Consider the following 12923-nt stretch of genomic DNA (forward strand, 5'->3'; position numbering starts at 1 on the left):
ATGGGGCGCCGTCCTGCCGTGCCGGCCCGCCCTGCGCCGCGCCCGGCCGGCGGCGGCACCCTGGTCGCCCCGATCATCGTCGCGATCGGCGTGGTCGTCGGGGCCATCGCCTTCGCGGTCACGACGTGGCTGCTGGACAGCGCCGACCAGAGCACCGAACTGCGCCTGAGCCGACAGGAGGCGGAGATCGCCGCCCTGCGCGAGGATCTTGCCGAAGCCATGACCGAACGCCAGGGCCTGCGCGCCGATCTGGCGCAGCTGCGCGACGATTTCAGCCTGGTGGCCAACCGTGCGCCGGTCGCGCCCGCGGCGCTGCCCCCGCCGGCCGTCGATCTGGGCGCCGAGGATTTCGAACAGCCGCCAACCGAGGCGCTGACCGAACAGATGAAGCTTGCCAAGGCCCGGTTCAACAAGGGGATTACCCAGCCCCGCAACGCCACCATGATCGAGATCCTGGGCCAGCCGCGCGACAGCTATGACACGACCTGCCAGCCGGTGACCAACCCGCGGCTCAGGGCGCTGCTGGAGACCCGGCAGGTCGGCCCGATCCGGGTCACCATGCTGGTCCCCGCGCTGGACAGCCTGCAGCGGGTGCTGGACCGGCTGAAGGACAGCGATCCCGACATCCATGCCAAGCTGGGCACGGCCGGCGCGCTGTGCGCGCGGTTCATCCGCGGTTCGACACGATCCATCTCGAACCATTCCTGGGGAACGGCGATCGATCTCACCCTGGAAGGGCAGCTGGACCCGTTCGCGGATGGCGGCACGCAGTTCGGCCTGCTGATCCTGGCCGAGTATTTCAACGAGGAGGGCTGGTTCTGGGGCGCCGCCTATAACAGTCGCGAGGATTCGATGCATTTCGAGGTGGGCGAGGAGACGCTGCGCACGTGGCAGGCCGAGGGCAGGCTGTGACCGTCCCCGTCGACCGGCTGGCCGCGCCGGTGCTGGCCTATGCCGACCGCCTGCCGGTCGTGGCCGAGGGCGTGGCCGGGCTGGTGGCCCAGGCGAGGGTGCTGCTCGATCGCTTCGAGACCGAGGCGCTGCGCCAGGGCCTGCCGCCTGACGCCGTCGCGGCCGCCCGCGGCGCGCTGGCGCTGCTGCTGCAGGATGCGGGCGCAGCCAATCCCGCGCTGACCGGCTGGGCGCGCGCGGCCGGGTCCCTGGAGACCATCGACAGCGTCACACTCGCGGAGACCCTGCGGCGCGGCGGGCCGGGGCTGGACCCTGTCCGCGCGCTGATCACCGATTGTCTGGACCGGGTCGCTACCCGCCGGCGCGTGCTGGACCGCACCCCACCGGCGGGTTGGGGCGGGATGGTCGCGGTGCTGGTCGCGGCCTGGATCGCGGCCGCTGCAGGCTGGGCGTTCTGGGTCGAGGCCCGGCAGGGAAGGGCGCTGGAACAGGTATTCTTCGCCGAGATGGTCACGGCCGGCCTGGATCGCGACGTGGTTTTTTCCGACCTTGCCGCCCGCCTCGACCGCGTGGACCTGGCGGCCCGGCAGGTGGCGGCGGGCATGGCAGAGGTCCGGGTGCGGCCCCGGAAATGGCTGACGGGGCGGGACGCGGCCAGCCGGGCGGCCGTGTCGGTGGCCGATCTGCGGGCCCGCCACCTGCCCCGTGTGCTGGCGCTTGCCATCGGGCGCGCGCTGGCGAGCGAGGGGGAGCCGGCGGCCGCCTATGACACGCTGCGTGCCTGGGCGGTCCTGTCCGGGACGATGGACTGGCAACCGTCGTGGCTGGCCGGCTGGGCTGCCGATCGCGCCGGTGCCGAGCCGGGACTTGCCGGCCTTGAGCCGCATCTGCTGGCGCTGTCCGACCGCCCCGCCGCCGCCCTGCCTCCGCCCGACCCGGACCTGCTGGCCCAGGCCCGTGAACTCGCCGCGGAAGCGCCCGAGCCGGTCCGCGCCTTTCTGGAACTGAGCCGATCTGCGCAGGCCGCGGCCCTGCCGCCCTGGGTCCCGGTCGACGCGGTCCCGGCGTTGGCCGAGATTGCGGAGCGACGCTCGGGGCAGCCGATCGGAACACCGTTGCCGGGGCTCTACACGGCCGCGGGGTGGGAGATGGCGGCCGACCGGGGTGCCGGCCTTGGGGTCGAGGCGGCCCGGCGTGCCGCGGACCGGCTGTTTTCCGATCCGCCGCCCGTTGCCAACGACAGCCCCGATCAGGTCATGGCGCTGCTGCAGACCGCGACGCTGGACCGATGGGAGGATTGGCTCGCCGACCTGCGGCTGCGGTCGTTCGACGACCGGCGGCGCGCGGTGCTGGTCTCGGGCGCGCTGGCGCAGGCGGACTCGCCGCTGGCTGCGCTGATTGCCGAGGTGTGGCGGCAGGCAGGCGGCACCGATCGCACCCGTCCTCATCCGCTGCAACTGGCCATCGCGGTCCGCTTCGGTCCCGAAATCCAGTATGTCGAAACCGGTCGCATCGAACGGATCGCCGCCCTGTTTGCGGAACTGAACGTGGCGCTGGGCGTGATGGACAGCGATGCGGCGGATGCGCAGCGCCGGATGCTCACGGCGCAGGGGCGGGTTCGTTCGATCCGGGCCCTGCGCGAGGCGCCGCCCTTGATCGGGCGGCTGGTCGAGGACACGCTGGCCGAGAGCGGCGCGGCCGAAGTCGCCGACCTGACCAACCCGCTGACCCGCGCCTGGCAGGTGCAGGTGCTGCCGCTCTGCGCCCCGGCGCTGACCGGCCGTTTTCCGTTCACCCCCGGGCCGGACGCCGACCCGGCCGCAGTCGCCGCCCTGCTCGGGCCCGGCGGCGCCGTCGACAGCTTTCTGGCGGCCCATGCCGCCGACCTGCTGGACCGCGACGCGCAGCCGTGGCGCTGGAAGCCCGAGGCGCGGCTGTCGGGTCTCGATCCGGCCAGTCCCGTTTTCCTGCAGCATGCGCTGCGTGTCGGGGCGGCGCTGGCGCCGGGGACACGGATCACCGCGGCGGCGCTGGCCGAGCGCGGCCGCGCGACGCTGACTCTGGGCGGGCAGGGCGGGGCGCTCGGGGCGGCTGGCGAGCCGCTGCTGTTCGACTGGCCCGGTCCCCGGCCGGGGGAGGGGATCGCCGTCAGCTTCTCGACCCCGGACGGCGACGCCCGGCTGGACCAGCCCGGCCCTTGGGGTCTGCTGCGCCTGCTGGCGCCGCTGCGCCTGCGCGAGCGCGACGACGGCAGGCGCTTTCTGATCGACCTGCGGACCGGCGGCGCCCGACTGTTCCTCGAGATGACGTTCGACCGTCCCGCCAATCCCCTGTCCGCCCGGCGCCTCTCCGACGGCCTGGCCTGCCCGCAGGTGTTGTAATCATTCGCCATACCGCCGGGTTTTTGCCATAATGGCGTCAGGAACCCGTCGGACGCGCGGCAGCGGCCCCGCGGGGCCGAACCTAGGAGGTCGGCATGTCATCCGCGCGCGAGATCACCGTCGCCATTCCCGCCATCGGCGAGCCCTTCACCTTCGTGCGGATGGAGGGCGAGGAGGAGATCTCGGTTCCGTTCGCCTTCGATCTGCGCATTTCCGCCAAGACGCTCGACCTCAAGGCCAGCGACGTTCTGGGAACGCGCGCCACGATCGAGGTGGCCGGCGCCCCGGACAGCGAACCGCGGCATTTCGACGGTCAGGTGGCGGAGTTCGGGTTGGCCGAGATCCGCGACGATTTCGCCTTCTACCGGCTGCTGCTGCGTCCGGCGCTGTGGTTTGCCGGACTTGCGACCGACAACCGCATCTTCCAGAATCTGTCGGTCCCCGACATCATTGACGAGGTGCTGCGCGCCTACCCGGACGTGGTCACGGACAAGCGGCTGGACGGCAGCTATGCCCCCCGCGACTACTGCGTCCAGTTCGAGGAAAGCGATCTCGACTTTCTCGGGCGCCTCATGGAGGAGGAGGGGATCTTCTATTTCTTCGAGCATTCGGCCGACGGCCACGTCACCGTGCTGGCCGACGCCAATGCCGCGATGAGGCCCGCGCCGGGCGCCGCCGAGATCGCCTATGAGCCGGACAGCCCCACCGCTCCGCGCGAGGGCGACTATCTGACCGGCTGGGTGCCGCGCGCCGCGGTGCGGATCGGCGCCGTCGCCCAGACCGACTACGATTTCCTCAAGCCCTCCGCCGACCTGATGGCCAAGGCCAGCCATCCGCACGGGCATGCCGGCGACCGGCGCGAGACTTATGCCTATCCTGGGCGGCATCTCGACCTGGGACGCGGCGACCGGCTGGCCGGCATCCGGCTGGAAGAGGCGCAGGCCGGGTTCGAGCGCGTCCTGGCCGAAGGCACCGCGCGGCCGCTGGGACCAGGTCGGCGCTTCACCTTGACCGATTTTCCGCGCGAGGCCGAGAACGCCGCGCATCTGGTGCTGCGCGCCAGTTACCGGATGTGGGACGAACAGGTCCGCGCCGGCCAGCGCACCCGTTCCGACGGCGGCGAGCCGGTGGGGTATCGCGCCAGCCTGCTGTGCGCGCCCGCCCGCATCCCGTTTCGCCCCGAACGGCGCACCCCCCGCCGGCCCATGCGCGGGCCGCAGACCGCGGTGGTGGTCGGCCCGGCCGGCGCCGAGATCCATACCGACGAACATGCCCGGGTGAAGGTGCAGTTCTTCTGGGACCGCAAGGGGGGGCGGGACGCCGGGTCCAGCTGTTTCGTGCGGGTCAGCCAGACCTGGGCGGGTGCGGGCTGGGGGTTCATCCAGATCCCCCGCATCGGACAGGAGGTGATCGTCGATTTCCTGGACGGCGATCCGGACCGGCCGATCATCACCGGACGGGTCTACAACGCCGAACAGATCCCCCCCTACGGCCTGCCCGGAAGCGCCACCCAGTCCGGGTGGAAGTCGAACAGCTCTCCCGGCGGCGGCGGCTGGAACGAGCTGCGGTTCGAGGACAAGGCCGGCGCCGAGGAGGTGTATTTCCAGGCCCAGAAGGACCACAACGAGCTGATCAAGAACGACGAGACCCGCAGCATCGGCCATGACTGGATCGAGGATGTGGTCAACGACGCCACCCAGTCGGTCGGCCATGACCGCCGCGAGAGCGTCGGCAACGACAAGTTCACCAGCGTCAAGGTGAACCGCACCGTTTCCATCGGCGCCAACGACACCGAGACGGTGGGCGCCCATCGCAGCCTGGATGTCGGCGCGACCGAGACGATTCATGTCGCGCAAAGCTCCACCGAGAGCATCGACGGAACGCACACCCAGACCGTCGGCAGCACCCAGACCATCACCGTCAAGGCGGCGCGCCTGGACAGCGTCGTCGCGACCGAGACCCGGAACGTCGGCGCGGCGCAGACCAACACCATCGTCGGGCAGCGAACCGTCACGGTGCAGGCCGGACAGGCGCATGCGATCACTGCCGACGACGGCTGGACGGTGGGGGGCAATCGCACCCTCAGCGTGACCGGCAACGAGACCGTGGCGATCACCGGAAACCAAGGCGAACGGGTCGGCGGCGATGCGTCGCTGGAGATCACCGGCACTCGGGCCACGCAGGTGGGGGGTGATGAGGCACACAAGGTCGCCGGCAAGATGGTGCTGGACGTGGGCAAGGCGCTGGCGATCGTGGCGGCTGACAGCATCTCGATCAGCTGCGGGTCCGCTGCCATCGTCCTGAAGAGCGACGGCACCATCACCATGGAAGGCAAGGACATCACCGTGAAGGGGTCGGGCGCGATCAACGTCAAGGCGACCGGCGAGACCACCGTCAAGGGCTCCAAGGTCAACCTGAACTGAAGATCGCCGCCAGCACAGGTTCCGGCGCCGCAGGATCGGCGACCAGCGGGTCGAGGGCGCGCTGCCACAGCAGCAGCGGCGGACCATCCTCGACCGGACACTCGGGCAGCGGTAGATCCTGCAGCGCCCGCGCCAGCGCCTCGGGATCGGGTTCGGCCGCAATGGCCAGGGCCGCCTCGCACCAGGGCTCCAGCCCCTGCGGGCCGGGCAGATCGTCGGCCAGCAGGAACAGGCCCAGCGGAAAGCGCCTTCCCACGGCGTCGGTCGAGGGCAGGACCAGCCCTGCGGCGGCGCGCGCCCGTCCCTGGATCCGCAGCCGCAGCCCGCCCGAGGGCCAGTCCCCGCGCCGGGCCAGATGCGCGGCGGCCCAGCCGTCCCACTGGCGCCGGAAGCCGTCAGGCAGGCCGCGGCCCACGAAATCCCCGCGCGTCGGCAGCTTGCCCCAGAAGCCGACCTGCGGGTTCAGAACGCATCCGGGCATCGGAACGCCCCGAACATGCCGAGATCGAAGGGGTTCTCGACCGAGGCCGCGCGCAGCTCGAAACTGGCGGCATAGGGACCCAGGCCCAGTCGCAGGCCGAAGACCTCGGGCTGCGAGGTGGGGGAAAGCCCGGCCCTGCGGATCAGCCGCAGCCAGGCCCACGCCCCCGTCTCGGTCATCATCGCCTCGCCCGCCCCCTCGACGGCGGGCGTGAAGCTGAGCGAGATCAGGTTGGTGCCGTCCTTGCCCGGCCACGTCATCGGCACCGGCCGCGAGGCGGCGTTGAAATAGACGAGGTTCTGGCCGTCCACGTCGAGGGTGACGCGGGCCGCGTTCGGGGTCAGGTCCTTCGGTTCCAGGGTGAACGCCATGACCGGGCCCGCGCCACCGGGAAACAGCGTGTCGCGCAGGGCGCGCGCCTGTTCGAAGGGCGCCAGCGTGCGGGCGTCCAGTCCCAGATCGGTCCGCCAGCGCCACGGCCGCGTGGCCGTGTCCACGTAAGGCGCCAGCGTCTCGGTCGTGAAGACGTCGAAGCGGCCGCCGGGACCGAACAGCTGCTGGAAGTCGCTGACCGTCACGTCGATCGCGGATTCCGCCGTGAACGGATAGCGTCCGGCCGTCGCCGTTCGGCAGAAGGGCAGCACGTCGGCCCGCCAGCTGGCGTTCAGCTGCGCCACGATCGCCTCGCGCGTGACGCTGATCGTGTCCCCGGCGATCGAGCCGAGCCATGCATCGACCGGGTCCGGCAAGCTCGCCGCCACGTTGCGCAGATCCCCGGTCAGTTGCGGCAGCCCGCCCCGTGCCAGCAGCGCGGCCCGCGGATCCGGACTGGCCTGCACGGTCAGCAGTTCCTTTGACAGCGCGCCGAGCGCGGCTTCGGCATCGGTGATCGACGGCGGCTTGCCGTCCACCTCGGCCACGATCGCCTTCAGTGGCGCGAAATGGCGGGCGATCTCCGCTCCCGGCGGCGGGGGCTCGGTGGCACCACGGTTCCCGGCCGCGCCCGCGACGCGTGTGCCGATCTTCGCGGCGGTGCCAAGGCCCAGCTTGCCGGCGATCTTCTTCAGCACCCCGGGATCGATCTCGGGGGTAGCGGCGCCGTCTTCGGGCGGGCGGGTCAGGTCGGTTTCCGCGACGACGGCGTTCAGCAGCCGCTTGAGCGTGCTGTCGGGGCTGGCAAGATCCTTGAGGTTGGCGGTGGCGGTCGCGAGGTCCGGGATCGGCGCCAGCCGCACGTCGCGCAGGAATCCCTCCCACTGGCTGATGAAGTCATCCTGGTACAGCTTCATCATGTCGGCCTGCAGCGAGTCGGCCGACGCATCGGCGCTTTCGGCACAGCCGCCGGCAAACACCTCGCGGTCACGCAGCGCCGATTCCGCCGTGACCGGCAGCAGCGGCAGCACCGCAGTGTGAAATCCCTGCCAGGTAAAGGCCCCCGGAATGCCCTGCCGCAGGGTCTGGCCGGACAGTCGGGTCAGCACCTGTGCCGCCAGCGGCCCGGCCTGTTCCGCCGGAACCCACGCCGGCAGCGATGTGATCTCGGGCTCCGACATCAGCGTGCGATAGGCGCGGACCGACAGCGGCACGGTGCAGATCGCCTGAAGCGCGGCCTGCATCAGCTCGGGATCGGCCGCGATGCGGGTCTCGTCGCCGGCAAGGCGCTCCAGCGCGGCCAGCTGGTGGACGCGGGCGGTCTCGGTCGGAAACAGCGGCTCGGCGGCGAAGTCCGGCAGGACCTGCTGCCACCAGTCGGCCAGCCACACCCGGTCGTAAGGTCCCAGCCCGGTCAGCATCTGATAGGCCTTCATCGCGCCCAGCAGGAAATCGGGATCGCGGATCTGGCGCCACATGGTCGCCTCTAGGAACGCGACCATGCGCGGCTCCAGCAGGTTGCGCAGGCCCCTTTCCCGGGCAAGGCGGCTTGACCCGGTGATCTCGGCGGCGGCCGAGGGGCCGACCAGCGCCAGCGGCCCGGACGGCACCTCGGTGCGGGCGGCCTCGATCTGGGTCATAGCGTCCAGCGCCACCGGCAGGTCCAGCGGCTCTGTCGGGGCCTGACGCGAGGCCGCGTTGGCCAGTCGCCCGGACAGATCGGACAGCAGCCGCTGCTGGTCCGCGACAGCGCTCGCCTGCCGCGTGTAGTTGAACAGGAAGACCAGTCCGGACAGCAGGACCAGCAGCGCGGCCACCGCGGCCGATCCGCGCCATATCCAGGTCCGGCGCTCCTCGGCGCGCGGGTCGAACTGGGCCAGCCCCGCCTCGCCGAAGATCACCCCGGCGAGCAGGTCGTGCAGGAAGAAGGATCGCCGCTCGCCCAGGCTGCGATGGACCACCGGCGCCGGGGTCATGCCAAAGCTCGTGGCCACCCCCGCCACCATCCGGTCGAGGGGCGTACCCTCCTGGGTGGCAGAGGTCAGGTAGAATCCCCGCAGCCATGGCGCCTGCTCATAGCGGCTTTCTCCGAAGGCTGTGTCGATCAGCAGCCGCAGGCGCGGCTCCAGACGTTCGAACTCGGCCGGAAACCGAAACACCGCGGCGCGCTCGGGCAGGTCGGCATCCTCGCCCAGGCGCGCGTCCAGCCGTCCCTCCAGCACGGCGGCGAGGCTGCGGAACTCGCGCGCGATCGTCTCGGGTTCCGGCGCGCCTTCGACCGGCAGGGTGGCGCCCCAGACCTGCGCGCGTTCGCGCGAGGTGAGCAGGCCGAAGAACGCCTCGAATCCCGGCAGCCGGTCGGCCTTGGTCAGCATCATGTAGACCGGCAGCTGCAGTTCCAGCCGCTCGCCGATCTCGGTCAGGCGCTTGCGGATCTCGCGCGCGTGGCGGCGCAGCGCGTCCTCGGGGCCCAGAAGCTCGTCCAGCGACAGCGCGACGATCACCCCGTTCAGCGCCCGCCGGCCGCGATGCTTCTTCAGAAGGTCGAGGAACCCCGCCCATTCGGCGGCGTCGCGCTCGGGCTCGCTCGACTGGTCGGTGTAGCGGCCGGCGGTATCGACCAGCACGGCGGTCTCGGTGAAGAACCAGTCGCAGTTGCGGGTGCCGCCGACACCCTTGAGGTCGTCGGTCAGGGTGATTGGGAACTTCAGCCCCGACTGCAGCAGCGCGGTTGTCTTGCCCGTGCCGGGGGGGCCGATGATGACATACCAGGGCATCTCGCGCAGGAAACGCCGCTTGCCCAGACGCGAGCGTCCCAGCGTGGCCAGGATGTCCCGGAACTTGCCCCCGATCTCGGCGGCCGCGTCCGGGGTCGGGGATGCCGGTGCGGCCGGGGCCAGTTCGGTGACGAACATGCGGTTGCGGCGCGCGGCCCGCATCTGGCCGACCAGCAGGATGACCAGCCACAGCACCAGGATGGCGCCGATCACCGCGGCCCGTGCCTGGGCGCTTTCCAAGGGAACCCTGTCGCCGACCGAGATCAGCGGTCCATAGAACCACACCGCCGCCGCCAGCAGCGCCAGTCCGACGAAGGTCCACAGCCCGCGGGACAGGAAGAACCGGATCATCGCCCTCAGAACCCGCATCTCATTGCCTCTTTTCGATGCGAATTTCGATGCGCCGGTTGCGGGCCCGCCCCTCGGGGGTGCTGTTGTCGGCGATCGGCTCGGCATCGGCACGGCCCGTGGCGCTGAGCAGCGCCGCGGGGGCGCCGGCTGCCACCAGCGCCGCGGCAAGGTTTTCGGCGCGCGCCTCGGACAGGCCCTGGTTCGAGGCGAAGGGGTTCGAGCGCTGGACCGGCACGTTGTCGGTATGGCCGCTGACCGTGACCCCGCCGATCCGGGCGGCGTTGGCGGCGATGGTGCGGCCGATGGCGTCGACCAGCGGCTGATAGGCCGGGTTGATCACCGCCTTGGCCGAGCGGAACAACTCGGGATTGCTGGCCTGCACGACCAGCACCACCAGCCCCGGCGTCTCGCGCCCCTGCAGCGCCGGGCGCAGGGCGGCGGGCACCGCGTCCTCGAAGGCGGGCAGAAGCGGATCGACCACCGGGACGGTCAGTTCCGGCGCATCCGTCCCGGTCTGGCGGATGGGCCGGAAGACCGGCGCGCGGTCCGGCGGCGGCAGGGCCGCGGCCTGGGTGAACAGATCGTTGGCCTGCCCCGACAGGCGCAGGGACAGCCCGGCGTGGATCGTCAGTACCAGACCCAGCGCCGCCAGCCAAAGCGTCCACAGCGGCACCGCGAACCGGCGCGGTGTATCCGGTGCCGCGACCCCGACCCCATGCGGCGCGAGCGGCGCGGTTTCGCGTTCGGGGTCGCGCAGCAGCCGCGCGATCTGGCTGCGCCGGGCCAGCAGCGCGCCCTCACCGGCGCCGCCCTGCACGCGATGCTTGCCGCGAAACCCCAGGCACAGGCACAGCCAGGCAAGCTCCAGCAGGTCGCGTTCGGCCACCGGGTTGCGCATCAGCGCGTCGAGCCTGTCGAAGAAGCGGGTGCCGGCGTCGACCTCGCCGCTCATCTGGGTGACCAGGGGCTGGCGCGGCCAGTCGCTCTGTCCGCCCCAGGGGGTGTTCAGCGCCAGATCATCCAGCAGCGCGGCGACGAACCACGCGCCCTGGTCGGCGCGGCTCAGCGGCACCCCCGCCGCAACCGAGGCGTCGCGCCCTTCGACGAGAACCGCCTGCAGCCGGGCGCGCAGCGCCTCGGGCTGGTCGGGCGGCTGGGCGCGCTCGAGTTCGGGGGCGAGTTCCAGCAGCGTCGCATGTGCCGCCACCAGCGGGTTGGGATGCGCCCGCCCGCGGCGCGCCTGCGGGGCGGCGCCGGGCGGGGCGTGAAAGGCGGGACCGGGCGGCGGGCTCCAGCCCCCGGGGGCGGGTGGGGGGGCATCGGATCGGGGCCGGCCCGCGCCCACCGGGCGGATGCGGGTGCGTCCGGGGTCGCCAAGGCCGAAGGGATCGTCCTGTTGGCCCACCGCCCCCCCCTATCTGCTGATCGCGTAGCAGTCGATTTCGGGCTCGCGCTCTAGCTTGCCCGAAACCCCCAGCACGAAACCCGGCGCCGATTGCAGCCGGGCCCAGTGTTCGGACTTGCGGTCCAGTTCCAGGCACAGCCGGTCGCCGTCATAGGGGATCTCGCGCGGCTGCGAGTGCAGCGGTCTCAGCGGGATCCCCGGCAGGCGTGACGTCCACAGCGTCTCGAACTCGTCGGCCGCGCCGACCGTGGCCTGGCGGGTGAACAGCTGCAAAAGGCTCTCGTCCGACATGTCCGATCCGACCCGCAGCACGATCCGCGAGGTGCGCAGGATCTCGGGGTTGTCGATGCGGACCTTCCAGACGTTCTGGGCATGGCGCGCCACCGGCAGGGCGCGGGATTTCGGTTCGACATGGCGCAGCGACAGGATCAGCGACCGCAGCGCGTCGGCCAGCGCCGCAAAGGCCGGTTGCGGATCGGCGTGGTCGTAATCGGGCAGGGGCGACAGCCGCCGGGTCGAGGAGCCATAGGTCGCCATCCAGCCGGCAAGCCCGGCCAGCTCGGCGAACAGCTCCGATGGATGCGCAAGCTCCTGGGTCAGCAGATGCTGCAGCCGCGGCCGCGCCGCATTGGCCAGGTCCAGGATCAGCAGGTTCTCGACCGACCGGCCGGCCCCGCCCAGCACCATACCACTCTGCGCCTCGATGATGCGGTCGACCCCGGTGACCAGTTCCTTCAGCAGACCCGCGTACCAGGGCACGGCGGCCAGGGTCAGGGCAGGGGGGAGCCAGCCCTCGGCCAGGACCACGCGCCCGTCGGCTGCCAGCCCCTCGATTCCCGCAAGCGGCAGCGTCACGGCCCCGTGGGTGGGCTCTCCCGGCAGGATCAGTCGGGGGTTCAGGCGCGCGATCTCGACCTCGGCGGGCTCAGCGCCGCCGCGGATCTCGTCCGGCAGGGTGACCCATTCGCCGCGCCAGCGCGCGCCGCCCGGTTCGGCATGGGCCGGATCGATCGCCGGGACGCCCGCCTGCCGCGGCGCGACGCCCAGCAACACCGCGCCGGCGGGGGTTCCCCGGTTCACGGTCACCGGCGCCGGCGCCGGGCTGTCGCCGGGGATGCGAAAGCCGGTGCCGTCCGGCAGGATCCCCTCTGCCGCGGCCAGGCCCACCTGTCCGGCGTCCAGCGCCGCCGCATCCAGCCGCAGTTCGACGAACCCCCAGGGCTGCCGCGACATGGCCCGCAGCAGGGTCCGCAGCGCCGCCTCGGCATGACGGTCCTGCTGCTGGAAATGCTGCGGACGAAGGAACAGACCCTCGGACCAGACGATGCGGCTGCCTTCGGTCATGCGCGCGCCCCGTCAGGCCGGGGCCATGGTGACGCCGCCCGGCCCCGCCGTCACGGCGAACCGCGCCTTTTCGGTGGGGGAGACGGGAACCCGGGCCCGGACGATCTTTCCGGTCATCACCCGATAGCCGCCCACGACGGCGACGGCGGTGGTGGCAGGGTCCAGCACCAGGGTCCGGGATACCGTGCCCCCCGGTGCCAGCGTCACCGACTCGGCCTTGACCAGATCGCCGCCAAGCGCCGCGGCTGGGTCCTGCAGGTCCAGCGGCGCGACCGCGTCGAAGGCGGCGGTCCCGCGCAGCTGCAGGATCTGCACCATCAGCGGCCGGTCGCCGCCATCCGGACCGGTGTTGGCCCCGGGCTGACCGGAGATGGCCAGTTCGACTGACCCGGGTTCCTTCGGTCCGCCACAGGCCGCAGTCAGCGTCAGCAGGCACAGACCGCCCAGCGTGGCGCGGCGTGACAGAAGATTGGGCAT

The 12923-nt window shown here is 71.9% G+C and carries 8 protein-coding genes; 3 read left to right on the plus strand and 5 right to left on the minus strand.

The window, feature by feature from the left end:
* From Q0938_RS12750 to tssI, 3 genes are all read left to right on the plus strand, one after another.
* On the plus strand, window positions 1-912 hold the full coding sequence (locus tag Q0938_RS12750; protein WP_299362909.1) for a M15 family metallopeptidase: 912 nt from the start codon (window positions 1-3) through the stop codon (window positions 910-912).
* Window positions 909-3293 carry an ImcF-related family protein gene (locus Q0938_RS12755; protein WP_299362911.1) on the plus strand — a complete coding sequence of 795 codons (2385 nt, stop codon included), beginning with the start codon at window positions 909-911 and terminating at the stop codon, window positions 3291-3293. Before Q0938_RS12750 ends, Q0938_RS12755 begins: the two co-directional genes overlap by 4 nt.
* Window positions 3294-3388: 95 nt before the next feature.
* The gene (gene tssI / locus Q0938_RS12760; RefSeq protein ID WP_299362914.1) at window positions 3389-5716 is read left to right on the plus strand and encodes a type VI secretion system tip protein VgrG; all 2328 of its coding nucleotides are present in this window, start codon (window positions 3389-3391) and stop codon (window positions 5714-5716) included.
* On the opposite strand, the gene Q0938_RS12765 is transcribed toward tssI, so the two are convergent.
* The 5 genes from Q0938_RS12765 to tssJ are packed head-to-tail and all read right to left on the minus strand — an operon-like array spanning window position 5703 to window position 12923.
* Entirely contained in the window at window positions 5703-6197 is a 495-nt protein-coding gene (locus Q0938_RS12765; protein WP_299362916.1) for a TagF domain-containing protein, read from the minus strand. The genes tssI and Q0938_RS12765 overlap by 14 nt on opposite strands.
* Window positions 6179-9715 (minus strand): type VI secretion system membrane subunit TssM, encoded by a 3537-nt coding sequence (tssM, locus tag Q0938_RS12770; protein WP_299362918.1) that lies wholly within the window; start codon window positions 9713-9715, stop codon window positions 6179-6181. Before tssM ends, Q0938_RS12765 begins: the two co-directional genes overlap by 19 nt.
* 1 nt (window position 9716) lies before the next feature.
* Window positions 9717-11102 carry a type IVB secretion system protein IcmH/DotU gene (gene icmH, locus Q0938_RS12775; protein ID WP_299362920.1) on the minus strand — a complete coding sequence of 462 codons (1386 nt, stop codon included), beginning with the start codon at window positions 11100-11102 and terminating at the stop codon, window positions 9717-9719.
* A 9-nt stretch (window positions 11103-11111) separates the two neighbouring features.
* A complete protein-coding gene (gene tssK, locus Q0938_RS12780; protein WP_299362922.1) occupies window positions 11112-12446 on the minus strand; it encodes a type VI secretion system baseplate subunit TssK in 1335 nt (444 codons plus the stop codon).
* Between the two features lie 12 nt (window positions 12447-12458).
* Window positions 12459-12923 carry a type VI secretion system lipoprotein TssJ gene (gene tssJ / locus Q0938_RS12785; protein ID WP_299362924.1) on the minus strand — a complete coding sequence of 155 codons (465 nt, stop codon included), beginning with the start codon at window positions 12921-12923 and terminating at the stop codon, window positions 12459-12461.

This window comes from uncultured Paracoccus sp., assembly GCF_947496875.1.
In the GTDB taxonomy this organism is placed as follows: domain Bacteria; phylum Pseudomonadota; class Alphaproteobacteria; order Rhodobacterales; family Rhodobacteraceae; genus Paracoccus.

What these genes read in the sequence shown, in the direction of transcription:
- Q0938_RS12750 (WP_299362909.1), top strand. Translation starts at nt 1, where the DNA reads ATGGGGCGCCGTCCTGCCGTGCCGGCCCGCCCTGCGCCGCGCCCGGCC.
- tssI (WP_299362914.1), top strand. Translation starts at nt 3,389, where the DNA reads ATGTCATCCGCGCGCGAGATCACCGTCGCCATTCCCGCCATCGGCGAG.
- Q0938_RS12765 (WP_299362916.1), bottom strand. Translation starts at nt 6,197, where the DNA reads ATGCCCGGATGCGTTCTGAACCCGCAGGTCGGCTTCTGGGGCAAGCTG.
- tssM (WP_299362918.1), bottom strand. Translation starts at nt 9,715, where the DNA reads ATGCGGGTTCTGAGGGCGATGATCCGGTTCTTCCTGTCCCGCGGGCTG.
- tssK (WP_299362922.1), bottom strand. Translation starts at nt 12,446, where the DNA reads ATGACCGAAGGCAGCCGCATCGTCTGGTCCGAGGGTCTGTTCCTTCGT.
- tssJ (WP_299362924.1), bottom strand. Translation starts at nt 12,923, where the DNA reads ATGCCCAATCTTCTGTCACGCCGCGCCACGCTGGGCGGTCTGTGCCTG.